Consider the following 23,730-nt stretch of genomic DNA (forward strand, 5'->3'; position numbering starts at 1 on the left):
GCGGTGCTCATGGTCGGCCTCCTGGTGCCGGTTCGTCCTGGTGACGGGTTCAGCTTCGCCCGGGGGCAGGCATCGACGCCTGTGCCGAACCTCCCGAACCACCGGGACCGAAGGCCCCTCACGGGCATGCCGTTGGGCACTGTCTCGCCGCCACGGGCCGGTCATACGGTCGGGCCGTGACGTGAGGTACCGATGAAGGAGGCCGGAGATGAGCCGCTGGAACGTCGCGGACGTGATGACCATCGGGGCGGTGTCGGTCCAGGAGGACACGCCGTTCAAGGAGATCGTCGACCTGCTCGAGGCGCACGGGGTGAACGCCGTGCCGGTGGTCGACGCGTTCGAGCGGGTGGTGGGGGTGGTCTCCTCCGCCGACCTGATGCCGAAGATCGAGTTCGCCGGCGACGACGACCGGGTGCGGCTGTTCGAGAGCCGTCACACCCGGCAGGCGCGCGGCAAGGCGCACGCGACCGCGGCCGGGGAGCTGATGAACGCGCCGGCGATCACCGTCATGGGCACGACATCGGTGGTCGCGGCGGCGCGGATCATGGAGTCGGCCGAGCTGAAGCGCCTGCCGGTGGTGGACGACATGGGCCGGCTGATCGGCATGGTGACGCGCCGCGACCTGTTGAAGGTGTTCCTGCGCTCCGACGGCGACATCCGCCGGGAGATCCTCGACGAGGCGCTGCACGGGCTGGTCGGCGTCGAGCGCGAGCACCTGCGGGTCGAGGTCGACGACGGCGTGGTCACGCTGCTGGGCACGGTCGAGCACGCCGTCGTCATCCCGTCGGTGGTCCGCCAGGTCGAGCGGGTCGACGGGGTCGTGGACGTGATCAGCCACCTGTCGGCCGTCGCCGACGACGCGCCGCGGCAGTACCGCCCGCCGGTCATGTTCTGACCGGCGGGGTACCGGTGCGGCTCACACCAGCGGGAGGCCGAGCTCCCGGCCCGCGGCGCGCAGGCCGTCGCGGGCCGCGGGGTGCGCGGCGTGGTGCAGGATCTGCTGCGCCTGCTCGACCGCGTCGCTGCCCCAGATCCGGGCGGTGCCCTGCTCGGTGACGATGTAGCTGTGCTGGAACGACGTCGCCGGCCCGGACAGCAGCGGCACGACGGACGAGACGTTCGCCCGCGGGTGCCATGAGCGCAGCGCGATGATCGCGTGGCCGCCCGGGGAGTGCATGGCGCCGACGATGAAGTCCGTCTGGCCGCCGAACCCCGAGTAGGCGCGAGCGCCGATCCGGCTCGCGTTGGCCTGGGCGAACAGGTCCACCTGCAGCGCGCTGTTGATGCTCATCAGGGCGGGGTGCCCGGCGATCGTGCCCGGGTCGTTGGTCTTCTCGGTGCGCAGCATGCGCACCCGCGGGTTGCGGTCGATCCAGTCGTACAGCTCGGCCGAGCCGAAGCAGAACGACGCCGTCACCGGCGTGTCGCGATCCAGGCAGCCGGCCTTCTCCAGGGCCAGCGCGCCGTCGGTGAACATCTCCGACCAGATCCGCAGCTCCCGCCGGTCCAGCAGCGCGTCCAGGGTGGCGTCGGGGATGGCGCCGATGCCCAACTGCAGCGTCGCCCGCTCGGGGACCAGCGCGGCGACCCGCTCGCCGATGGCCCGCGAGGTGGCATCCGGCGGGGCGCCGGTGTGGGTGGCGAGCGACTCCTCGGCCTCCAGCAGGTAGTCCACTGCCTCCAGCGGCAGCATGGCGTCGCCGTAGGTGACCGGCATCGCGGGGTTGGCCTGGGCCACGACGATGCCGCCCCGGGCGCGGACCGCCTCCACCGCCGCCGGCAGGACGTTGACCTCGACGCCGAGGCTCACCGCGCCGTCCACCGGCGGGGAGGTGTGCAGCAGCACGACGTCGGGGGCCAGGCGCTGGCGCAGCAGGTGCGGGACGAGGGAGAGGCGGCACGGGAAGTACCGCAACCGGGGCCCGCCGCGCATGCCGGGCCCCACGAACGGCGTCTCGTGCACAATCCCCTCCCGGTCCGGGATGCCGGGCTGTGCGTTGAGCATGGTCAGCCGGAACTCGGCCAGCGCCGCGTCGGCCACGGCCAGCAGGCGGTGCGGGGCGGCGAAGTTGCCGCTGGCCACGATCCGCGGCACCCCGGGCAGGGCGCCGAGCAGCCGGCTGAGCTCGATTTCGGTCACCGTTCGCATTCGTGCTCCTCATCGTTGGTGCCGGCGACCCGCGGCCACCGGTTCGCCCCGGCTGAACGCGGTCGAGCGCAGGGGCAGCGCCACGCCGGGGGCGTTGAGCAGGACGTCGCGCAGCGGGCGGCGCGGTCCGGCGGACACCGGCCGGCCGTACCCGACACGCAGGATCATCTGGGGGAACCAGCGGCCGCCCGGCGGGGCGAGCAGCCGGCGCAGGTGCGCCACCTCCAGCGCCTGGGTCATCGGCTGCGCCGCGAGGCCGTGCACGGCGGCGGTCAGCAGGACGCGTTCCAGGGCCCGCCCGGCGTCGAGCCAGCGGCCCGGGTCGTCGCCGCGGGAGTGCAGCACGACCAGCCGCGGGTGCGTCTCGAAGCGGGCGGTGTCGCGGTCGGCGCCGGTCAGCTGGAGGCCGAAGTCGCGCAGCGCGATCGCGGACGTGGTGGACCGCGGCCCGAAGACCGTGGCCGGGACGCCGTCGCGCCGCTCGGCGTGGCCGGTGGTCCAGGCCGCCAGTTCGCTGCGGTACCGCGGATCCGCGCGCTGCCAGGCATCGGCCGCGCCGGTGAGCGCGAGCACGGCGCCGCGGCGCACCGGATCGAGGACCACCAGCCGGATCCCGTCCGCGGCGGCCGCGCGGCGCAGCGCGTCGAGGACCGCGGCCGGGACCGCGGCGTCGCTGAACGGCTCGCGGTTGGTCCGCCGGCGGGCGATCGCCCCGGCGAGGGCCAGCGTCGCAGGGCTCGTCCCGAGCCGGGCCACGGGCGTGATCCGGGCCGCCCCACCGCCGGGCCCGGGCCGCTCGATGCGGGTCGCCCAGCCCTCGGCCGCGAGCGCGACCCGCAGGTTGCAGGCGGCCGCGCCGATGCTGATGTGCAGGCCGCGGCCGTCCGGGTCGATCGCGCCGAGGGCCCGCCGGGGGTCGGTGAACAGGTCGAACGCGGTTCCGTCGAAGCGGAACCGCCACGGTTGGGTGTTGTGGATCGAGGGAGCCGCGACGGCCGCCCGCAGGCAGGCCGCTGCCGTTCGATCGGACAGCCGCTCGTTCATGCGTCGTCACCTCCGCGCCGGGACCGCATTCGATGCTCAGCGTCACTCCGGCGGCCGCGCCGGGGCAGAGGCGTTGGTCCCCAGCCGCCGGGACTCGCCCCGGGACCTGCCGTCCGGGGTGCCGCCCGGCCTGAAGGTCCCGCCCACGACAGGGCTTTCGGCCCTGGCCCGCCGGCGCCTGGAGGCGCAGAGTCCTGCGGTACTGAAGGGGGAAACCAATGGCACGGCTAACACCGCTGAGCCGGGAGCGCTGCCTGGACCTGCTGGCCTCGGTGCCGGTCGGCCGCGTGGTGTTCACGATGCGCGCGCTGCCGGCGATCCGGCCGGTCAACCATCTCGTCGACGGCGACACGATCGTGATCCGCAGCAACCTCGGGACCGGCCTGGCGTCGTCGGCGACCGCCGACGGGGCCGTGGTGGTCGCCTACGAGGCGGACGTGATCGACCTCGAGCGCCGGACGGGCTGGACCGTGGTGGTCACCGGCGCCGCCCGGCTGGTGCTGGACGAGGAGCGGCTGAACCGCTATGAGGGGCAGCTGCAGCCGTGGGTCGACGACACCATGAACTGCGTGATCGGCATCGACTGCGACCTGGTGACCGGCTACGAGCTCGGCCGCGCCGGCTGACGTGCCGGGCGCCAGGGCCGCGGCCGGGAGCATGAGAAACCTCGAAGAATCGGGTCCTAACGTGGCCGGGGTACATCGCCGACCCTCAGATGGGACCGCTCATGACCACCGTCAACGGCCTGCCCGCGCACGTCCTGCTGGTGCACGGCGTCGTCGTGCTCCTGCCGCTGTGCGCACTCCTGCTCGTGCTGACCGCACTGTGGCCCGCCGCCAGGCAACGGCTGGCCGGTCCGAACGCGATCCTGGCCGTACTGGTGGTGCTCCTCGTCCCGGTGACGACCGACGCGGGCGAGTGGCTGGAACGGCGACTGCCCCGGACCCCCGCGCTGCACACCCACACCGAACTGGGCGACACCGCGCTCTTCTACGCCCTCCCGATCGCGGCGCTGGCGCTGGTCGTCTGGTGGCGTGACCGGGAGGCGCGGGCGGTCCCGGGCCGGCGGACCTACCTGGCGCCGCTGTCGGCCACGGTGACGGCCGTGGTGGCGGCGCTGGCGCTGGTCGTGGGTGCGGCCGGCGTGTACGGCATCTACCGCATCGGCGACTCGGGCGCCAAGGCCACGTGGAGCAGCACCGCCAGCCTTCCCGCCACCGCGCCCGGCCACGACTGACGGCGCGTGCGTCAGGGCCGGGGAGTGCGGCCGAGCGGCGTCATGAGGTCGCGCGCGGTGGCCGCGGCGAGGCGGTCGCGGCGCCGCCGCTGGCGAGGGGTCCCGGCCACCCGCGGCCCGCGCGCGTCGAACAGCGCGGGCAGGGCCTCCGGCTCGATCGTGCCGATGACGCGGCCCGACCCGTCCACCACGGCGAGCACCGGCCCGCCGCCACTCTCGACGGCGTCCACGACTTGTTGCAGGCCGGCGTCCGCGCCGACGGTCACGGCTGGGGTCATCACGACGACGAGCGTAGGCCGGGGCCGGGCCCCGGGACAGGCGCGGAAGTCCCGGTCGCGCGGGACGAACGGCCCTGCGCCCCGGCCGCTTCCACGGCAGACGAAAGCTGCGCCCGGCGAGTCGATCGCCGGGCGCAGCTCTTGGGTTCGGTTGTGGTCCTACGCGCTGGCGAGATCCTTCGCCGCGGCCGGCTCGGGGACCGCGAAGCCCTGGCTGCGCGGCGTGCGGGCGGCGTGGACCAGGCCGGCGGCGCCGAGCAGGAACAGCAGGCCGGCGGCGAGGTAGGCGACGATCGCGGCCTGGGCGGCCTTGGCGCCGAACTCGCTGAAGCCGTACGAGGTGAGCAGCAGGCCGCGCAGGGTCTCACCCTTGAACACCGTCTCGCGGGCGGTGTTGACGTCGGTGAGCTGCTGCTGCAGGCCGGCGGCGGACCCGTCGTCGGCCTTCTGGGCCGCGGCGAGCTTCGCCTTGAGGTCGGTCTGCACGTCGCCGAGCTGGGCGTACGTCTTGCCGTCGCCGATCGACTTGAGGTGCAGCCCGATGAACTCGTTGGCGTAGCACTCGGCCTGCTTGCCGGTGGTGAGCTGCTGGCCGGCGTACTGCACCAGGCACGCGGACTTCTTCTCCTCGGCGGTGAGCGTGTCGGAGCTCTTGAACGTGATCTGCTGCTGGCCGAGCTGGGTCCTGACGTAGTTGTCGGCGAAGTTCGCGTTGCTGGTCAGGACGAGGCCGGCGATGAGCAGGAGCCCGGCCAGGAGGACCAGGCCGAGGCCGACGATGAGGTCGAGCGTCTTGCGCTTCATGGGATGCCCTCCGGGGCTGGGGTACTGCGTCGTTGACTGACGCAAGTAGCGTGCCGCCGGGGGCCGATCGATCGGCAGAGCCCAACCACCCCATTGGCAAGGACCGAAGTCCCGCCGTCGCCGGGACCTGCGGCCGTCCGCTATCCGTCACCAGCGCGATACGGGACCTTCGCCCCTGACGGCCGCCGCCCCCGCCGGGGCACCGTGGGTGGGAACAAGCCCGTCGCAGCGTCGAGGAGTGCGCCATGGTGGCGATCCAGTACACCGAACGCGGGCCCGCCGCGCGCATCGGCGCGGCGGGCGGCGCGCTGACCCGCGCGGCCCTCGCGGCCATGGAGGCGCCCGCGCACTTCGACCCGCACCCGTGGCGCTGGCGCATCGACGACGACCGGGCGGCGCTCATCGCCGACCACGGCCGCCGGGCGCCCGACGATCCCGACGGGCGGCTGCTGACGGTCAGCTGCGGCGCCGCCCTGCACCACGCGGTGACGGCGCTGGCCGGCGACGGCGTCGGGGTGGACGTGCGGCGGCTGCCCGACGCGGCCGAGCCCGGCCTGCTGGCGATCGTGCGCTGTACCGGCCCGATCGGCACCTCGTCGCGGTCGCTGCGGCTGCACCGGGCCATCGCGATGCGCCGCAGCGACCGGCGCCCGCCCACCGACGCGCCCATCGACGCCTCGGCCGAGGGTCTGTTGCGGGCCGCCGCGCAGGGTGCCGGGGGCGGGCTCTGCCCGCTGCTGCCGTCCGCGGGCCGGTTCGCGATCACCACCGCCGACGACGGGCCCCGCGACTGGCTCGGCGCCGGTGAGGCGCTGTCGGCCGTCCTGCTCAACGCGACGGCCGAGGGGCTCGCCACGCGGGTGGAGGAGTTCCTGCCGGCGGAGGACGCGACCCGGCTGGCCTGGTCGCTGCCCGCCGGGGCGGGCCGCCCGGCCGTCGTGGTCGGCATCGCCCCGGCCGGCCGGCTCAGCGGAGGGGGAGGGGCACGGCGGTGACGCCGCGGCCGTCGGGCCGCACCCCGGGACGTCGCGGAGTCTGTGTCAGGCGTCGAGGATGCGGCGGGCGTCGCGTTCGACGAGCACCGGCACGAAGGCGTGGACCTGGGCGTTCGCGTAGCGCTCGGCGGCGCGGGCGACCGTCTGGCGGACGGTCTGCGGGTCGTGCCGGCCGGCGTACCGCTTGATCAGACGCTCGGTGGCGTGCGCGAGGGCGTGCTCCTCGACCAGGGTCTTGCGCTGCATGGCGAGCATGGCCGGCTCCTTTGCTACTAGGTCCGTCGGCTTCGAGCTTCGGCCGGGGGTGACCGCGGCGGACAGGGGCGTGTGGCCCGCCCGTTCGGGTCTTCCGACTCCCGCGCGGGGACCCGGTGCCGGCGCATCGTGGAGGCAGCGGGAACCGATGACGGCAACCTGGCAGGGAGGACCCAGATGCAAACGCGGCGCAACGTTCGGCCGGTACTGCTCGGGCTCGTCGTGGGCGCGGTCGGCGTGGGACTGAGCGGCGCCCTGGCGCGGCTGACGGTCCGATCGCTCGGCCCGGCGGCGAGACCGGGCCGGTGAGGCGGGAGCAGGCAGATGCGTGGGCTGCCGGTGCGTGACGTGACGGGCGGGCCCGGCCACGGGAGGGGTGCCATGCCGGTACGGGGCAGGATCGTCGCCGGATACGACGGCTCCGCGGGCTCCGCGGCCGCCCTGCGCCTGGCCGCGGCCGAGGCGGCGGCGTCGGGCGGCCTGCTGCACGTGGTGCACGCGCAACTGAGGCGCTCGGCGTACGCGCTGCTGCTGCCGCCGGGCGCGGTCGGCGCGGCGGCCGAGGAGGCCGAGCGGCTCGTGGAGGCCGCCCGGGCGCGGCTGCGGCAGGACTATCCCGACCTGCGGGTGCGACCCGCCGTCGTGGCGGGCGGACCCGGCTCCGCGCTGGTCCGCGCGGCCCGAGGGGCCGCCCTGCTGGTCGTGGGGCGGACCGGGCCCGGACCGGGCGGCGTCGCCGCGCACGTCATGGCGGGCGCGGCCTGTCCGGTCACCGTCGTGGGCGGCGAGGCGGCGCCGCCGTGGAACTCGGGCGGCCGCCCGGTCGTGCTCGGCTTCGACGCCGCCGCGCTGTCGCCTTCCGTGCCGTTCGCGTTCGCCGCCGCCCGGTTGCGCGGCACCGGCCTGCGGGTGTGTCACGTCCGGTGCCCCGGCGACGACCCGTGGGGCCGGGACGCGGACGCCCGGCGCGAGGTCAGCGAGGCCCTGGCCGGCTGGCGCGCCGCGCACCCCGACGTGCCGGTCGCCGTCGACGTGCTCACCGGCGTGGACCCGGCGGCGCGGCTGCTCGACGCGGCGGCGGACGCGGTGCTGGTCGTGCTCGGCGGCGGGGGCGCGGGCCGCACCGGCCGCATCGCGGACGTCGTCACCCGCAACGCCGCCTGCCCGGTGACCGTCGTGCGGGCCGCGGGCCGCCTCGCCGTGGTCGGCTGACGAGCCGTGGTCGGCTGGCGAACTGCGGTCGGCTGGCGAGCCGTGGTCGGCTGACGGGCCGCGGTCGGCTGGCGAGCCGTGGTCGGCTGGCGAACCGCGGTCAGCTGACCGTCGTCCACTGTGGAGGTTGGCGCACCGTGGCGACCACGGCGGTGAGCGCCGCCGCGGCCGCCCCGGCTCCGGTGGTGAGGGTCACCAGCAGCGGGACCGTGGTCACCGGCCCGCCCGTGACCGCGTCCCACAGCGGGTCGCGGAACGCGGTCATCAGCGCCAGTGCCACCGTCCCGGCGACGACCGACACCTCGGCCACGCGCTGGGCCCGGGTGCGCGGCGGTCGGGCGATGAAGCCCGCGGCGGCATTGGTCAGGACGCAGAAGGTGTACTTCGACAAGACGACCACGGCGAAGTACCACCCGATGAGCAGCGGGTCGGAAAGCCCCTCGCCGATCGCCTGGGCGCCGGCCACGGCGGCGCCGGCCAGCACGCTCGCGGCGGCGAACACCACCGTGGCGCGCCGCCGGACCCATCCGACGACGGCGGGGGACAGCCACCGCCCGGCGACGTCGCCCAGCCAGTCGTGCCGCCAGGCGCGCGCGGTGCCGCGCGGCGACCGGGACCGCCACAGCAGGCCGGCCACGGTGAGGGCCAGCACCGACTCCACGGCGAGCCCGGCGATCAGCGCCGTGGTCCGGCCGTCCCAGGCGGGCGCGTGCGCGCGGACGGCGACCGCGCCCCACTCGGCGCCGAGCGCGAGCCCGATCAGCAGCGTGAGGGCGCCGGCCGCCCGGGCCGTCTGCTGGCCGCGGTCGACCCCGCCGGGGGAGCGCCACGCGGGCAGCCGGGCGAGGATCACGGCCGCCAGCAGCGGCACGCCGAGCAGGGCCTGGGAGACGAACACGTCGTACGGGTCGTCCTGCCACGGGCTCACGGCCCGGACGGGCTTGTCCTGCGTGGCCAGCACCGTCAGCGCCTCGAAGACGGCCGCAGAGCCGAGCGCGGCCAGGATGGCGGGGAGCTTCCTCATGGATCGCATAGTACGCGCCTCGTAGTACGAGGCAAGTAGTATCGTGGTGGTCATGCACGGCACCGACGCCCAGATGGTCGTGCTCACCGTCCTCGCCGAGGGGCCGCGCCACGGTTACGCCGTCAACGCCGGGATCGAGGCGCTCACCGGCCGCAGGCTGGGGCCGGGCAGCCTGTACGGGGCGCTGACCCGGCTGGAGGCCCGCGGCCTGATCGAGCCGGTGGACGACGACGGCGACGGCCAGGAGCGGCAGCGCACCATGCGGATCACCGACGCCGGCCGGTCCGCGCTGCGGGCCGAGCTCGAGCAACTGGCCCGGGTCGCACAGGCCGGGCTCCGGGCGCTGGGGCCCGAGCCCGCATGACCTGACGAAATGGTTGGCGCCGCCGCCGCAGCGGCGACCATAGTTGTCCGGCATGAGCACCGATCGGGACGGCCTGGGCGACCGCATGAAGGCGCACGAGCGGGTCACCAGGACCGTCCTGCCGCGCCGGACGTACACCGTGCTGCGCGTCGACGGCAGGGCGTTCCACTCCTACCTGCGCGGCGCCGCCCGCCCGTACGACGAACGGTTCATGGCCGACATGGACGCGGTCGCGCAGGCCCTGTGCGCCGAGATCGCCGGCGCCGCGTTCGCCTACGTCCAGTCCGACGAGGTCAGCGTCCTCGCCTGCGACTTCGCCTCACCCGGCACCGAGCCCTGGTTCGGCGGCGAGGTCCAGAAATGGTGCTCGGTCGCCGCCTCCGTGGCCACCGCGACCCTGAACCGGCGCCGCACGGACCGCCCGGCCCTCTTCGACGCCCGCGTCTTCACCATCACCGACCCGGCCGAGGTGGCCGGCTACTTCATCTGGCGCCAGCGCGACGCGGTCCGCAACAGCATCGCCATGGCCGCCCAGACCCACTTCCCGCCGAAGCGCCTGCACGGCGTGAACTCCGCCGGGATGCAGGAGCTGCTGTGGTCGGAGAAGTCCATCAACTGGAACGACTACCCGCCGGGCTGCAAGCGCGGCCGGGTCGTGGTCCGCGCGTCGGGCGAGCGGGAGGTCACGTTCGTGCACACCCGCACCCGCGTCGAGGAGACCGTGGTGGCCATGCGCTCGTGGTGGGAGGCCCGCCCGGCCCCGCACTTCACGACGAACCCCGGCACCTTCCTGCCCGACACGATCCCCCCGTACCCGGCCCCGGCCGCGCAGTGACCTTCGATGGTCCACTGTGGGCGGAGCCGGGCGGCCCACCGGTGCGGTCAGGCGATGCGGCCGGGCGCGGCGGCCGCGGGCTCGTCCGGGCCGGCGAACTCGAAGTGGTCCCGGACGTCGGGGCGGCGCAGCACGATCCACAGGCGCAGCACGAGCACGGCGTAGGCGACCACGAGCAGGGCGTGGCCGCCGGTGTACCACAGCGGGAAGACGTGGTCGAAGGCCGCCTCGGCGGCGGCGTGGGCGGCCGCCGACTCGCCCTGCGACTCCTCGCCGACGTTGTTCGGGCCGTAGGGGATCGTGAACAGCGACAGCAGAATGCCGAACGGCAGCGTCGACACGATCGCCAGCCGGGCGCCCGGGCGGGCCCTGGTGACCAGCCGGGTCGCCAGGCAGGCGACGGCGGCCACCAGGCCCGCGACCACGAGGACGAAGACGAAGCGGGCGCGGATGCCGTCGTACGGCGGGTCGGCGCCGATCACCCAGCCGAACTCGGGCAGGCTCGCCCCGAAGCGCCACCGGCCCAGCGCGGTGACGACCAGGTCGGCCACGGCGACCGCGGCGGTGGCGACGGTCAGGTGGAACGCCCCGCGTACGGGCGTGTGTAGGTGCGCCATAAGTGCGACATGGTAGGCGGCGGCCCGCCGGCGGGTCAGCCCCAGCGGCCGGTGTCGGCCAGGGGGCGTTCGCGGGTGGTGGGCTCGTCGCGGTAGGCGTCCTGGTAGGCGTCGCGGTACGGGGAAAGGCCGAGGCCGTCCGCGCCCAGCGGCCGCTCCTCGTCGCGGCGCATCTCGGTCGTGCCGGGCTCCTCCGGGCCGTCGGCGGTGGCCGGCTTCGGCCACGCGAGCCAGCGCTGCCGGCTCGCCGCCGCGACGAGCAGCAGCACGCCCACGACGCCGGCGATGCCGGAGTGCAGCGGCGCCGAGAGGTCGAGGCGGTGCCCGGCCACGTACAGGTCGGAGGGCAGGAGCCGGAACACCCGCGCGGGGGCGACGAGCGACAGGACATAGGCCAGCGTGTACGGCACCGCGACCGCGATCGACCCCAGCGGTGAGATGCGCAGCGTGGCCAGCAGGCCCAGCAGCAGGCCGGCGACGACCAGGATCAGGGGCCGGGCCAGGCCTTCGTCAGGGTGGAGCCCACCGACTGCCAGCAGGACCCAGGCCGTGGGCGCGACGACGAGCGCCGCGATGAGGGTTCGGATGTGCCGCATGCCGGGGAACCTAGTGACGGCGACGGCGGCGACCAAGCGATCTATGCAAAACCTAAGAATTGCCCCATGGGCCCCAGAAGGGTCGACAACGGCCGCCCGGCCGCGCCCCGGTCCGCCGCGCATGCATGCGGATGGATGTCATGATGGGGTGCGGCCGACCCCGTGCCGACCGTCCGTTGCGTGATAACCGTCGATGCGATATGGGTCGGAAAAATGGTGCCATTCAGGAACTTGGAATGACCCTGGCCGTTCGGATGAATTGACTGACTGGGCTACTCGATGTTTGCGATGAGTGACTCAAGTATTCCCCGTGACGGCGATGCATCATTGACCCTACCCGGTTCCTGCGTTTCACTGGACGTACACCGCACGGGGCAGCTTGACCGCATCCGGGGGGAGGCGGAAGCGCGTTGGACGACGTGCATGTGCTCGGACCGCGCCGGTCCTCGTATTTCGAGAACCACCGGCATCGCAGGGCCCTGATCGATTCAATATCGGCCGGGACGGTCCCGTTGAAGTATGCCTACGCCGGATCGGCGGCGTACACCCACGATCGATATGCCAGCACGGCCGACTACTCGGCCATGATGGCCTCGGCCGCCAACGAGTCGGAAACCCTGCTCATGTCCGGGGTCCGCGACCTGGATCTGCGCGATCTCGCGGAGGTCGGGCCGGGCAACGGCCGGCACAGCGTCGCGTTCCTGCGGGGGCTGGCCGAGCGGGGCCGGGCGCCGCGGCGCTACCTCGGCGTCGACTTCAGCGCGACGCTGCTGAACATCGCCGCCGAGCGGATCCGCGCGCAGGCCGGGGCCGGCCTCGCCGTCGACACCGCGGTCTGGGACGTGGAGGACCGGCCCTCGCCGTGCCTGGAGCGGTGGCGCTCCGGCGCCGGCCCGGTGGTCGTCTGCATGCTCGGCGGCACCCTTGGCAACCTGGAGAGCCCCGTGCAGGTGCTGCGCAACCTCGCCGATGGGCTGTGCTCCGGCGACGTGCTGCTGCTCACGGTCCTGCTGCGCCCCGCGACGGCGGCGGTGGAGTCGACCATGAGCGCCTACCGCACGGAGGCGTTCCGCTGCGCCGCCCTCGAGCCGCTCGTCGCCGCGGGTCTGCGCCCGGCCGACATGCGGCTCACGCTCACGTACGACGACAGTGCGGTCGTCGGCGAGGTCACCCTCCTGCGCGACGCCCGGGTCGGCCGCACCCGGTTGCCGCGCGGGCACCAGTTCCGCTGCTTCCTCTCGCGGCGCTTCGCCGGCGACGAGGTGATCCGGCTGCTGTACGACAGCGGCTGGGCGGTGCGGGCCGTGCGGGTCGACGAGGCTGACCATCACATGACGCTAGTCGCCGCACGGAAGTAGGGGGGAGCCCGCCATGCCGTTCCGATTCCGGGAGGAGGCCGGCGCCACCGGCGGCGTCAGTCCGCTCATCGAGCACGCCCGCCTGGCGTGCAGCATGCACCGGGTGTCGTTCGAGGGCACCGACCCGCAGAGCGTCCGCGTCCCCGCCGACGCCGTCGAAGAGCTCCTGCAGGGCCTGGCCAAGGCCAACGTGACCACGGTGCGCCAGCTCGTGCCCTTCGCACCCGGGCAGCACCGGCGCGAGGCGTTCGCCGGCCTGTTCTGGCGCCAGCTGGCCAAGCAGTGCAGCGTCGAGCGGATCTACCTCGTGCCCTCGGGCGGGCACGTGCTGAATCTGGCCCACGCGCAGGCGAACGAGGACCGGCGGCACGACCTCACCGCGCGGACCGTGCCGGTCGAGGCCAGGGACGGCGAGCCGCGGGTGCCGATGAACGACCTGTGGCTCATCGACGAGGAGGTGGTGGTCCGCCGCGAGGTCGGCCGGGCCGGTGCCGTCTCGTGGGTGGTCAGCGGGCACACGTCGGAGGTGCAGCGGGCGATGCGGCTGCTCGCCGAGGCGGAGAACGGGCTCGCCGGCCGCTCGCCGGACGCCGGACCCGCCGGGCCGGACCTGACGGACGTGCTGCTGGAGTCGGCGCAGATGCTGTACACCCTGGCCCGGATGTCGTGCGCCGGCAGCCGCTACATCGACGCCGAGGACTGCCTGTGGTACCACGGGGCCTGGCAGTATCTGCGGCTGTTCGACATGGTCAGCAGCCCGAGCTGGCACGCCGAGTTCTACGCCGGGCAGCTGCGCGAGCGCTTCGCGGCGGGCGCGCGCCGGGTGCTCATCAGCGGTACCGCCGACTACACCACCCTGGCGTTCGTGCTCGACGCCGCCCGCGCGGTCTTCGGACCGCAGCTGCCCGAGGACCTGGACGTCCACGTGCTCGACCTGTGCCAGACGCCGTTGCTGGCCTGCCAGTGGTACGCCGGCCGGCTCGGCCTGCGGGACCGGGTGCAGGTGCACCGGGCCGACATCCAGCACGGGTATGTCCCCGTCGATCCGGGAACCGCCGGGAATGCCGGAAAGGGCTGGTTCGACCTGATCGTCGCCGACGCATTTCTGACGCGGTTCGACGACGCGACGGCGCGCCGGGTCGTGCAGGCGTGGCGTAAGCTGCTCAATCCCAGGGGTGCGGTGCTGACGACCGTGCGGCTGCACCCGCGCAACGACTACCGCATGCGCGACACCCATGACCCGGAGGCCGACAAGCGTTATCGTGTGTCAGATCCGACGGACAACTTCGAGTTGCGGCTGCGCGATCGGGCGGCCGGATGGCAGGGAATCTTGTCCATCGATCTGGACGAGCTCTGTCAGGCCGGGCGCGACTATGCGAACAACATGAAGAGCCATGATCTCGGCGATGCGCACGACGTTGCGGGGATCTTCAAGAGCGCAGGGTTCGTGGTGGCCCCCCCGAAACCGGGCCGGGTGGACGGCGAGCTCATCGGCACCGAGTACCTCCGGATCGCGGCCACCCCGCGGCACCGCCCCCAGCCCAGCACGGAATACGCGGACGCAGCACCCGCGTAGTTACCCCAGGCGACGCCGGCCTCCTCCCGCCGGTGGCACCGGAAGGGAGAACTGCGTGTCGACCGACGATGCCCCTGAATCGGACGACGACCGGGATCATGACAAGTGGGACCACGTGGACCGGCTCCTCGGGGAGGCGCCGGAGGACGTGCTGTACGCCGCCTCGGCCGACCTCGAGGACGTCGCGCGGCGGCTGGCGGCGGCCAACGACCGTGCGCTGCCCTTCGCCGTCGGAGACGTCGATCTCGGCGGGTTCCCGTGCGTGGAGGTCCGGGTCGGGTTCTGGACCGAGGTGGAGGTCAGGTCCGGCGAGCAGCCCCGCCGCGGCCGCCTGATCCGGCTCGGTCACCGGGTGGTGCTCGCCGCCAAGGCCAAGGGCGTCGGCCCGCTCGGCCTGCTGGCCTACGCGCTGGTCGCGATCGATGACCTCGGCGAGGACTGGCGGCCGCGGCGCATCGGCGACGCGCTGCCGCCGGGCCGGCGGCAGCTGACCGACCAGCTCAAGGTGTTCCGGCTCACGCCGGCCCACGACGCGGTCGAGAACGCCCTGAGCAAGCGCCTGCACGTGCTGCTGCACGGCGAGCACGGCTCCGGGCGCTCGGCGCTGGCTGCCAACATCGCGCTGCGGCGGATGGACGCCGGCCGCGCCGTCGTCTGGCTGAACCTGACCGATCCCGCCGACGGCCCCGAGTCCGTGGTGCGGACGCTGCTGCAGGTCGAGCGCTCCGAGGACTACCTGCTCGTCGCGGACGGCCTGCACGCCAACATCCCGGTGGTCCGGGCGGTGCTGGGCTGCGTGCGCCGGCTGCGCAGCGAGTTCCAGCTGCCGCTGCAGGCCCTGGCGATCGGTCTGGACACCGTGGTCGACCTGCTGCACCAGGGCGAGCGGGTGCTCGACCTGACGGAGGTGGCGATCGACGGGCGCGACACGATCGACATGATGCTCTCCGAGCTGTTCGACTCGGGTGCCTACGACCCCGCCGACCGGCCGAGCATCGAGGATCTGGTCGACGGTGACGTGCACATGGCCTCGACCGCGGTCGAGCATTACCGGCGCCGGGACGGCACGGTGCCCACGGAGCTGGACATGCAGCTCGTCTACACCGGTGAGCTGGACGACCCGGGGGAGCGCCGGGCGCTGTACCACATCGCCTGCCTCGGGGCGCTCGGCCTGGTGATCGCCCGGGCGGAGGCCGAGGAGGCCTTCGGCGGCTGCGTGGCGCGGCTGCACGAGCGCGGGCTGATCCACCGCACCGACGACGCCTTCACGATCGGCCCGCGCCGCCGGGCCGAGCTGGTCATGCGCTACGCCCGTGACTTCTGGAAGGACGAAGGCGCGGAGCGGCCGGAGGACATCGCCTGGTTGCACCTGCAGAAGAGCGGCGGGCGGGCCATCCGGGCCATGCTCAGCCAGCTGGACCGGTACGTCGCCCACAACAAGATCCGCAAGCGGAGCCTGCGGCTGCTGTCCACCTGGGAGACCCTGGACCGGCTGGCGGCCGCCCTGGAGCGCAAGGTCGACGAGGACCCGACCTGGGGCGACAATCTCGGCGCGGCGGTGTTCGCCGCGATCGCGCTGGCCCAGCTGCGCCCGGACGACCACGACCGGTGGGAGCGGATCGCCCGGCCGGTCCGGCGGCGGTGGCAGTACCTCGACCCGGCGTCCCGGCTGCCCGAGCCGCTGGGCGGGGTGACGGCCGACTTCACCGACTTCACCGAGATCGCGCAGCGGATGCGGCTCGAGGACGAGCTGCTCGCCCCGCTGGCGCATCCCTCCGGCATGCAGGCCGACGAGGTCATCCAGGACACGGCCTACCGGCACTGGGCGCTGGGGCTGCTGCTGGGCCTGGAGGGCACCGCGCCGGCCCAGCACCGCGAGCAGCGGCGCATCGACGCGCTGGTCGCGATGGCCCGCCGGGCCCAGTCGACCGACGGCAGCTTCTACCCGAAGCGGGTGCCCTGGGTCACCGCCCGCGTGCTGATCGGGCTGGGCCAGGCCGGACAGCGGGCCAAGACCAGCAAGGTCGCCTGGGATGCCAGCAAGTGGCTCATCGGGCTGCTCGGCGAGGGCCTCGGCACGGCGCGCTGGCGCAGCGGCACCGGCGACTGGAACAGCGACGAGGCCACCACGGCGATGTGCCTCATCGGCCTGTACCTCGCCAGGGTCCCGCGCCGGGAGCAGACGACCCGGGCCGCCGAGTGGCTCGGCCATCACGAGGAGGACTGGATCCGCCCGGACCGGGAGATCGACCTGGCCCTGGCCCTCGAGGCGCTCGTGCTCTACCCGCGCGCGCCGATCCAGGACCACCTCATGACGCTGCTCAACCGGGTCCAGGCCGAGCTGGAAGCCCCGCGGCCGCCGGACAACCCGCGGCCGGAGGAGCGGCTGTGGGTGCCGTTCATCGCGTCGCAGCTGGCCAACCTGGTCTGGCAGACGGTCCGGTCCGAGTGCCACGCCCTGCTCCGGGACGTGCTCAACGGGCCCGGCGAGGAGCGTGCCGTCCCGCAACCGGAGGCCGCGCCCGGCGACCCGCAGGCCGTGCCGCCCGAGGCCGATGCCGAGTCGGCCGGCGGGCTCACCCCGGAGCAACTACGCCGGTGGCAGGACGCCGCCGAGCAGCTCGGGCGGACGATCACCGAGAGCATGAACAAGCGCAGCGGCGACGCGGTGTCGGAGGTGCCGAGCGTGCGGCAGGCGATCCAGCGGCTGCACGAGCGGCGCGAGCGGTACTACGCCCTGACCACGCAGCTCACCGCGGACGCACCGCTCGAGGTGCTACGGGAGATCGACGACCTCGGCCGGGACGTGTGCAAGTCGGCCTGGGCGCGGAACCTGCCCTTCCCCGGCGCGGCTGAGGCGGGCGGATGAGCCGGCTGGGCATGAGCCTGCCGGCTCCCTCGTCGCTGAACTTCCTGGCCGGCATCTTCGCCGGCGCCGGCATCAACCTGATCACCTCGGTGGCGACCGGGCCGGACGGCGGGATCAGCACCGCCAAGATCTCGCTCGACTCGTTGCTGTGGGTGGTCGCGGCCGGCCTGCTGACCTGGGCGGCCCAGGTCGTCCAGCACGGCGAGCGCGACGCCGACCTGCACATCGACCCGGACTTCAGCGATGTCGAGAAGCGCGAGATCCGTGAGCGCTACATGGGCGAGGCGCTGCGCCGCGCCCGGGTGCCGCTGGTGCTGACGGCGGTGTCGGTCGTGTTCGCGGTACTGCTGCTGCCCAACTTCATCAAGTGGAGCTGACCCGTTGTCTGCGCCCCGTCGCTTCCTGATCCTGCACGGGTGGGAGAACCACCGGCCGGTCGGCCACTGGCAGCACTGGCTGGCCGGGCGCCTCACCGCCGACGGGCACGAGGTCGCCTACCCGCAGCTGCCCGAGCCCGACCGGCCGACGCTCAAGGACTGGCTGGCCGCGATCGAGAAGCTCATCGAGCGCCCGCCCGGCCAGGATCTCGCCGTGATCGCGCACAGCCTGTCGTGCGTGGCCTGGCTGCACCTGGCCGCGCAGGGCAGCGTGCACCTGCCGGTGACCCGGGTGCTGCTGGTCGCGCCGCCGAGCCCCGCATTTCTCGCCGGGACGCCGGTGCTGCGCGGGTTCGGCCCGCCCGGCGGCGGGTACGACGCGGTGCGGGCGTCCTCGCTCGCGGTACCGCGGCTGGTGTGCGGCGACGACGATCCCTATTGCCGGCCCCCGGCCGACGAGCTCTACGCCGCCGCGGCCTTCGACGTGGACCGCATCCCCGGGGCCGGGCACCTCGACATGACGGCCGGCTACGGGCGGTGGCGGTCGGTGCGGCGCTGGTGCGACGACCCGGGCGAGCGGCTCACCGCGGACTGACCGGCCGGGCTGGACAGACGTGCCTACCATCGGGCCCATGGATCCGGTCGCCGATCTGGTCGCCGCTCTTCCGGACGACCCCAGGAACGCGTTGGGCAGGTTCCGCTTCAAGGTCGCCGCTGCGCTGCACGGGCGGGTGTCGCAGGGCCGCAGCACGCCGGTGATCGTGGTGCGCCGCGAGGACCGGCCGGCGCTCGTCGTCGACGTCGACGTCTGGCGCGCCTCCGACGCGCGCGACAACCTGCACGGGCTGGTCCGCGAGCTGTTCGACGCGGCCGGCGGCTACCGCGATGAGCTGGCTCCCGACGAGGCCGAGCTGGCCCAGGTCATCGTCATGGCGCCCGACGACGGCGAGCCCGACCTGGACGACTTCGCAATGCGGCTGGCCGCGCTGCGGATGACCCGGTTCGTGGTGTGCGTCGCGGCGGCGCCGGCCCGTTGGTACCGGCTGGACGGGCTCACGCTGCGGTCCGTGTCGGGCCTGGACGCCGCGATGCGCCACCTCCTGCACGGCGAGTTCCCGTCCCCGGTCACGGAGGACCCCGAACCGCCGGCGGCCGAGCGCCCGCTGCGGGTGCTGCTGGTGGCCGACGAGTGGCGCTCCAGCACCGGCGGCATCTCCACCGTCAACCGCGAGCTCGGCATCGCGCTCGTGCGGGCCGGCGTGGACGTGCGTCTCGTGCTGCCCGACGCCGACCCCGCCGAGCGGGCGCAGGTCGAGGCCGACGGGGTCCGGCTGGTCCTGCCGGAGCCGGTGCCGGGGCTGGGCCGCCTGGCCCGGCTGCTGACCCCCGCCTTCGCCGACGACTGCCTCACCGAGCAGTACGTGTCGCCCCAGCAACCGCGCCACTACGGCCCGGACGTGATCGTCGGTCACGGCCGCATCCTCGGCCCCTACGCCTACTCGGTGCAGCGCACGTTCTTCCCGCAGGCGTTCCGGGTGCACATCGTGCACACCGACGCCGACCGGCTCGAGGAGGCGAAGGAGACACCCGGCGGCGCGTCGCGGATGATGACCGCCGAGCAGCGCCGCGCCCTGGAGCTGGAGCTCGCGGTGAGCGCCGACCTGGTGGCCGGGGTCGGCCCCCTGCTGGCGGACAGCATCAGGGACCTCATGCTCGGCGCGGCCCGCCGGCCACCGGTGATCAACCTGGTGCCCGGGCTGCGGGACTGGGGCGGCACCGTCGACCCCGGTCTCCACCCGTCCGGCCGGCAGGTGCTGCTGCTGGCCCGGGCCGAGGACGTGCGGTCCAAGGGCATCGACCTCGCCGTGGCCGGGCTCCAGCGGGCCACGGCGCGGCTCGGCGACGGCCCCGGCGGTCACCCGCGGCTGGTGATCCGCGGCGTGCAGCCGGCCGACGACGAGGCGGTCAAGCAGCGCATCGACGAGCTGTGCAAGGCCGCGCCCGACGCGGAGGTGATCCGCCGCCCGTACGCCACGGATCCGGAGGAGCTGCGCGGCGACATGTGGAGCTCCCGCGTCGTGGTCATGCCGTCGCGCCACGAAGGCTTCGGCCTGGCCGCCTACGAGGCGATCGCGGCCGGTGTGCCCGTGCGGATCACCGCGAACAGTGGCCTGGCTCGCCTGCTCGCCGACGTCACCACCGACGGCGAGCGCCCGATGCCGCGCGAGGTCGTCTCGACGCGCGGCACCGATGAGGAGGTCGGCGTGCGCTGGGGTGACGCCCTCGCCGAGGTCCTGGTCGACCCTCGGGCGGCCTTCACCCGGGCCAGCGACCTTCGCGAGCAGTTGCTGCGCAAGGTGAGCTGGGAGAACACCGTCGCCGGGCTGCTCGGGGCCATCGCCGACGAGCGCGCCAAGCGGCCGGCCTAGCGAGCCGGGCCACCCGGGCGCAGGTCGGGCGGGTCGGGGATCGGGGCGAAGCAGGCGTCGACGGCGGCGTCCGGCACCTCGGCGAGGGTGGGCGGGCGCCAGCGGGGCCGGCGGTCCTTGTCGATGATCTGCGCTCGCACGCCCTCGGCGAAGTCGGGCAGCCGCAGCATCCTGGCCGAGAGCCGGTACTCCTGCTCCAGCGCCGCAGCCAGGCCGGGCAGGCCGGCCGCGGTGCGGATCGAGCGCAGCGTGACGCGTAGCGCGGTCGGGGACCGCCCGGCGATCACCTCGGCGGCGTCCCGGGCCGCGGGCGCCGGGTGGGCGGCGAGCCGGTCGAGGATGCCGGCGACCGTGGCGGCGGCGTAGCACTCGTCGACCCAGCCGCGGGCGGCGTCGAGCTCGCCGGGTGGCGGCTCGGCGGCGAGGGACTCCACGGCCGCGGCGGCGTCCTTGCTGCGCAGCGCGTCGACGAGGTCGTCGCGGCGGCCGGCCGGGACGTAGTGGTCGGCGAGGCGGGCGGTGATCGCGTCGGCCGGGCCGACGGCGGTGCCGGTGAGGGCGAGGTGCGTGCCGACGCGGCCGGGCGCGTGGGCGAGCAGCCACGAGGCGCCGACGTCGGGGTGGAAGCCGATGCCGACCTCGGGCATGGCCAGCCGGGACCGCTCGGTGACCACGCGCAGCGCGGCGTGGCCGGAGATGCCGATCCCGCCGCCCATGACGATGCCGTCCATCCAGGCGACGACCGGCTTCGGGTACCCGGCGATGGCGGCGTTGAGCCGGTACTCGTCGGCCCAGAACTGCAGGGCGCCGGTGCCGCCGGAGACGGCGTCGGCGTGGATGGCCCGGATGTCGCCGCCGGCGCAGAGGCCGCGCTCGCCCTCTCCGGTGATGAGGACCGTGCGCACCCGGTCGTCCCCGGCCCAGTCGGCCAGGGCGCGGCGCATGATGGCGACCATCTCGGCGTTGAGGGCGTTGATGACGGTCGGCCGGTTGAGGATCAGCCGCCCGAGGTGCCCGTCGATCCGGACGATCACCGGCGGCGCGCCGGGCGAGGTGCTCATGCGACATGATCGCACGCCCAGGCTCCGCGGTTGCCGTCGCCGGGGTTGATCGCCGCGCGGGCGGGTACGGAGGCTCCGTGGACTCGCGCCGGTACTCGTTCGTCGTGGTGGCCAACCGGCTCCCCGTCGATCGGACAGACGATGGATGGACCCGAAGCCCGGGCGGGCTGGTGAGCGCGCTCGAGCCGATCGCGCGCGGCGCGCACGGCGCCTGGGTGGGCTGGATCGGCGTGCCGGGCGACGACGTCGAGCCGTTCGAGCACGACGGGGTACGGCTGCTGCCGGTACAGCTCAGCGCGGAGGACGTCGACCGCTACTACGAGGGGCAGTCCAACTCGACGATCTGGCCGCTGTTCCACCACGGGGTCGAGACGCCCGTGCACCGCCGGGCGTGGCGGGTGGCCTACGAGGAGGTCAACCGGCGCTTCGCCGACGCGGCCGCGCGGGTCGCCGCCGAGGGCGCCACGGTGTGGGTGCACGACTACCAGCTGCTGCTGGTGCCGGCCATGCTGCGCGAGGCCCGGCCGGACCTGCGCATCGGGTTCTTCCTGCACATCCCGTTCCCGCCGGTCGAGCTGTTCATGCAGCTACCGCGCCGGGTCGACCTGCTGCGCGGGCTGCTCGGGGCCGACCTGGTCGGCTTCCAGCAGTCGCTGGCGGCGCACAACTTCCTGCAGCTGTCGGCGCGGCTGCTGGGACTGCAGCCGGAGGGGGAGCAGGTACGGTACGACGGCCGAACCGTCACGGCGAGGGCCTTCCCGATCTCGATCGACGTCGGCGAGATCGAGAAGCTGGCCGCGGATCACACCGTGCGGGCCGAGTCGCGACGACTGCGCCGGGAACTGGGCGGCGACCGGACGCTGCTGCTCGGCGTGGACCGGCTGGACTACACCAAGGGCATCGAACAGCGCATCGAGGCGTACGGCGAGCTGCTGGACGACGGCACGATCAGCAACCGCGAGGCGGTGCTGGTGCAGGTGGCCACCCCGAGCCGGATGCGGGTGGCGCAGTACCAGCAGCTGCGCGAGCGGGTCGAGCGCGAGGTCGGCCGGATCAACGGCGAGTTCGGTGACGTCGGCAAGGCCCCCGTGCACTACCTGTTCCAGTCCCGCACCCGCGAGGAGCTGGTCGCCCTGTACCTCGCCGCTGACCTCATGCTCGTCACCCCCCTGCGCGACGGCATGAACCTGGTCGCCAAGGAGTACGTCGCCGCCCGCAGCGACGAGCGGGGCGCCCTGGTCCTGAGCGAGTTCACCGGGGCCGCCGAGGAACTGCCCGACGCCTTCCAGGTCAACCCGTACGACACGGACGACCTGGAGCGGGGCATCGCCGCCGCGCTGCGCGCCGACCCGGCCGATCTGACCGCCCGGATGCGCCGCATGCGCGCCCACATCGCCGATCACGACGTGAACCGCTGGGCCCAGGAGTTCCTCGACGCCCTCGGGCGCTGAGCCTGTTCAGGCGAGGGCGATGCCCAGCGTGTGGTACGTCGGGATCAGCACCCGGCGGCCGTAGCGGCGCTCGACGATCTTCCACGGCCGGCCGGTCGCCAGGATGGCGCGCAGCAGGGCGGTGAGCTCGGCCCGGGCGACGGGGGCGCCGAGGCACAGGTGGCGGCCGGCGCCGAACCACAGCTGGCGGTTCTCGGGCAGGTAGGGGCGGGCCAGGTCGAAGCCGCCCGGGGCGTTGTTGGCGGTCCAGGTCAGCATCATGACCCGCTCGCCCGCCCGGAGGCGCCGGCCGGCGACGTCCACGTCGGCGCGGACGGAGCGGCCGATCACCGGGGCGGGCGTGGTGACGCGCAGGCCCTCCCGGACGGCGTCGGCGATCCGGTCCGGCTCGGCCCGCAGGCGGTGCTGCTCGCCGGTGTCGTGCAGCAGGGCGACCGTGCGGGCCATGGCGCTGGCCGCGGTCTCGGTGCCGGCCACCGTGAGCAGCACGGCCAGGCCCTCGGTCTCGCGCAGGCCCAGGCCCAGCTCGCGGCAGCGGCCCAGCAGGGTGTCCGGCGGGGCGGTGCGCCAGGCCTCGGCGACGCCGCCGGTCATCCTCGCCACGATGGCCTTGGCGGCGGCGACGGTGGCGTCGGGCAGGTGGGTGGAGGCGGTGCTGCCCAGCGCCAGGGCGGCGAGCTCCTCGCCGGTGTTGAACACGGCCCGGTACGGGGCGTCGTCGTCGGGGCTGTCCGCCGTACCGATGCGAAGGCCGAGCAGATCGGCGACGATCCGCCCGACGATGACCCGCCCCAGGTCGGCGACGTCGACCGTCTCCCCGGCGTCGAGGGCCTCGGTGCACCGCCGCAGGCGCGGGCCGGCCACCCGGGCGACCAGCTCGGCCGCGTTGTCCTCGGTGAACAGCTCCCGGGCCTTGGTCCGCAGGGCGTGGTGCCCGGCGCCGTCGAAGGCGTCGTAGACCCAGTCGCCGAGGACCTGGGCCCACAGGTGCCCGACGCCGCCCTCGCCCAGCAGCGTGAAGTGCTCGCCGTCGTTGAGGATCAGCCGGGCGGTCACCGGGTCGGCGACCAGCCACCCGAGGCCGGGCATCCGGCGGATCGGCCGGGCGAACCGCCCGAGGGTCAGCAGGACGGGCAGGGCGGGCCGGCTGGCCGCCAGTAACCGCAGCTCGTGCCGCCGGGCGGGGGTGAGGGCCACAA

At 74.4% G+C, this 23,730-nt stretch carries 24 protein-coding genes; 14 read left to right on the plus strand and 10 right to left on the minus strand.

The window, feature by feature from the left end:
- Positions 1-208: 208 nt before the first annotated feature.
- Positions 209-895, plus strand: coding sequence for a CBS domain-containing protein (locus ABD352_RS14830; protein ID WP_344612923.1), 687 nt, complete (start codon positions 209-211; stop codon positions 893-895).
- A 21-nt stretch (positions 896-916) separates the two neighbouring features.
- Here the strand turns inward: ABD352_RS14830 and ABD352_RS14835 are convergent, their stop codons facing one another.
- Positions 917-2,149 (minus strand): acetyl-CoA hydrolase/transferase family protein, encoded by a 1,233-nt coding sequence (locus tag ABD352_RS14835; protein ID WP_344612924.1) that lies wholly within the window; start codon positions 2,147-2,149, stop codon positions 917-919.
- A gap of 9 nt (positions 2,150-2,158) precedes the next feature.
- Positions 2,159-3,193: an Acg family FMN-binding oxidoreductase gene (locus tag ABD352_RS14840; protein WP_344612925.1), complete on the minus strand. Its 1,035-nt coding sequence runs from the start codon at positions 3,191-3,193 to the stop codon at positions 2,159-2,161.
- Between the two features lie 218 nt (positions 3,194-3,411).
- On the opposite strand from ABD352_RS14840, the gene ABD352_RS14845 reads away from it, so the two are divergent.
- On the plus strand, positions 3,412-3,819 hold the full coding sequence (locus ABD352_RS14845; RefSeq protein ID WP_344612926.1) for a pyridoxamine 5'-phosphate oxidase family protein: 408 nt from the start codon (positions 3,412-3,414) through the stop codon (positions 3,817-3,819).
- A gap of 101 nt (positions 3,820-3,920) precedes the next feature.
- On the plus strand, positions 3,921-4,430 hold the full coding sequence (locus ABD352_RS14850; RefSeq protein WP_344612927.1) for a DUF2231 domain-containing protein: 510 nt from the start codon (positions 3,921-3,923) through the stop codon (positions 4,428-4,430).
- An 11-nt stretch (positions 4,431-4,441) separates the two neighbouring features.
- On the opposite strand, the gene ABD352_RS14855 is transcribed toward ABD352_RS14850, so the two are convergent.
- A complete protein-coding gene (locus ABD352_RS14855) occupies positions 4,442-4,711 on the minus strand; it encodes a CBS domain-containing protein (RefSeq protein ID WP_344612928.1) in 270 nt (89 codons plus the stop codon).
- Positions 4,712-4,867: 156 nt separating this feature from the next.
- A complete protein-coding gene (locus ABD352_RS14860; protein ID WP_344612929.1) occupies positions 4,868-5,512 on the minus strand; it encodes a hypothetical protein in 645 nt (214 codons plus the stop codon).
- Between the two features lie 245 nt (positions 5,513-5,757).
- Here ABD352_RS14860 and ABD352_RS14865 point away from each other — a divergent pair, with 245 nt between their 5' ends.
- Complete coding sequence (locus tag ABD352_RS14865) at positions 5,758-6,507, plus strand: hypothetical protein (RefSeq protein WP_344612930.1); 750 nt, start codon at positions 5,758-5,760, stop codon at positions 6,505-6,507.
- Between the two features lie 45 nt (positions 6,508-6,552).
- On the opposite strand, the gene ABD352_RS14870 is transcribed toward ABD352_RS14865, so the two are convergent.
- A complete protein-coding gene (locus ABD352_RS14870; RefSeq protein ID WP_344612931.1) occupies positions 6,553-6,762 on the minus strand; it encodes a three-helix bundle dimerization domain-containing protein in 210 nt (69 codons plus the stop codon).
- A gap of 381 nt (positions 6,763-7,143) precedes the next feature.
- On the opposite strand from ABD352_RS14870, the gene ABD352_RS14875 reads away from it, so the two are divergent.
- On the plus strand, positions 7,144-7,974 hold the full coding sequence (locus tag ABD352_RS14875; protein ID WP_344612932.1) for a universal stress protein: 831 nt from the start codon (positions 7,144-7,146) through the stop codon (positions 7,972-7,974).
- 100 nt (positions 7,975-8,074) lie between these two features.
- Here ABD352_RS14875 and ABD352_RS14880 read toward each other — a convergent pair whose 3' ends face one another.
- Entirely contained in the window at positions 8,075-8,998 is a 924-nt protein-coding gene (locus tag ABD352_RS14880) for a hypothetical protein (RefSeq protein ID WP_344612933.1), read from the minus strand.
- 52 nt (positions 8,999-9,050) lie between these two features.
- Here ABD352_RS14880 and ABD352_RS14885 point away from each other — a divergent pair, with 52 nt between their 5' ends.
- Positions 9,051-9,362 carry a PadR family transcriptional regulator gene (locus ABD352_RS14885; protein WP_344612934.1) on the plus strand — a complete coding sequence of 104 codons (312 nt, stop codon included), beginning with the start codon at positions 9,051-9,053 and terminating at the stop codon, positions 9,360-9,362.
- A 52-nt stretch (positions 9,363-9,414) separates the two neighbouring features.
- Positions 9,415-10,197: a tRNA(His) guanylyltransferase Thg1 family protein gene (locus ABD352_RS14890; protein ID WP_344612935.1), complete on the plus strand. Its 783-nt coding sequence runs from the start codon at positions 9,415-9,417 to the stop codon at positions 10,195-10,197.
- A 47-nt stretch (positions 10,198-10,244) separates the two neighbouring features.
- Here ABD352_RS14890 and ABD352_RS14895 read toward each other — a convergent pair whose 3' ends face one another.
- A complete protein-coding gene (locus tag ABD352_RS14895; protein ID WP_344612936.1) occupies positions 10,245-10,814 on the minus strand; it encodes a hypothetical protein in 570 nt (189 codons plus the stop codon).
- Positions 10,815-10,849: 35 nt separating this feature from the next.
- Positions 10,850-11,410: a hypothetical protein gene (locus tag ABD352_RS14900; protein ID WP_344612937.1), complete on the minus strand. Its 561-nt coding sequence runs from the start codon at positions 11,408-11,410 to the stop codon at positions 10,850-10,852.
- Positions 11,411-11,922: 512 nt separating this feature from the next.
- Here ABD352_RS14900 and ABD352_RS14905 point away from each other — a divergent pair.
- Genes ABD352_RS14905 through ABD352_RS14930 form a run of 6 tightly spaced genes read left to right on the plus strand, consistent with a single transcriptional unit; the run spans position 11,923 to position 20,019 of the window.
- Entirely contained in the window at positions 11,923-12,768 is an 846-nt protein-coding gene (locus ABD352_RS14905) for an L-histidine N(alpha)-methyltransferase (protein ID WP_344612938.1), read from the plus strand.
- 13 nt (positions 12,769-12,781) lie between these two features.
- Complete coding sequence (locus ABD352_RS14910) at positions 12,782-14,344, plus strand: hypothetical protein (RefSeq protein WP_344612939.1); 1,563 nt, start codon at positions 12,782-12,784, stop codon at positions 14,342-14,344.
- A gap of 55 nt (positions 14,345-14,399) precedes the next feature.
- On the plus strand, positions 14,400-17,213 hold the full coding sequence (locus ABD352_RS14915; RefSeq protein WP_344612940.1) for a hypothetical protein: 2,814 nt from the start codon (positions 14,400-14,402) through the stop codon (positions 17,211-17,213).
- On the plus strand, positions 17,210-17,590 hold the full coding sequence (locus ABD352_RS14920; RefSeq protein ID WP_344612941.1) for a hypothetical protein: 381 nt from the start codon (positions 17,210-17,212) through the stop codon (positions 17,588-17,590). The genes ABD352_RS14915 and ABD352_RS14920 overlap by 4 nt, the downstream gene beginning before the upstream one ends.
- Before the next feature lie 4 nt (positions 17,591-17,594).
- Positions 17,595-18,185: an RBBP9/YdeN family alpha/beta hydrolase gene (locus tag ABD352_RS14925; RefSeq protein ID WP_344612942.1), complete on the plus strand. Its 591-nt coding sequence runs from the start codon at positions 17,595-17,597 to the stop codon at positions 18,183-18,185.
- Positions 18,186-18,222: 37 nt separating this feature from the next.
- Positions 18,223-20,019 (plus strand): glycosyltransferase family 4 protein, encoded by a 1,797-nt coding sequence (locus tag ABD352_RS14930; protein WP_344612943.1) that lies wholly within the window; start codon positions 18,223-18,225, stop codon positions 20,017-20,019.
- Here ABD352_RS14930 and ABD352_RS14935 read toward each other — a convergent pair.
- Entirely contained in the window at positions 20,016-21,080 is a 1,065-nt protein-coding gene (locus tag ABD352_RS14935) for an enoyl-CoA hydratase/isomerase family protein (RefSeq protein WP_344612944.1), read from the minus strand. The genes ABD352_RS14930 and ABD352_RS14935 overlap by 4 nt on opposite strands.
- 77 nt (positions 21,081-21,157) lie before the next feature.
- Here ABD352_RS14935 and ABD352_RS14940 point away from each other — a divergent pair, with 77 nt between their 5' ends.
- Positions 21,158-22,531 carry an alpha,alpha-trehalose-phosphate synthase (UDP-forming) gene (locus ABD352_RS14940; protein WP_344612945.1) on the plus strand — a complete coding sequence of 458 codons (1,374 nt, stop codon included), beginning with the start codon at positions 21,158-21,160 and terminating at the stop codon, positions 22,529-22,531.
- Between the two features lie 6 nt (positions 22,532-22,537).
- On the opposite strand, the gene ABD352_RS14945 is transcribed toward ABD352_RS14940, so the two are convergent.
- Entirely contained in the window at positions 22,538-23,728 is a 1,191-nt protein-coding gene (locus tag ABD352_RS14945; RefSeq protein WP_344612946.1) for a cytochrome P450, read from the minus strand.
- Positions 23,729-23,730 lie beyond the last annotated feature (2 nt).

The sequence above is a fragment of the Dactylosporangium salmoneum genome, from assembly GCF_039532525.1.
Lineage (GTDB): Bacteria > Actinomycetota > Actinomycetes > Mycobacteriales > Micromonosporaceae > Dactylosporangium > Dactylosporangium salmoneum.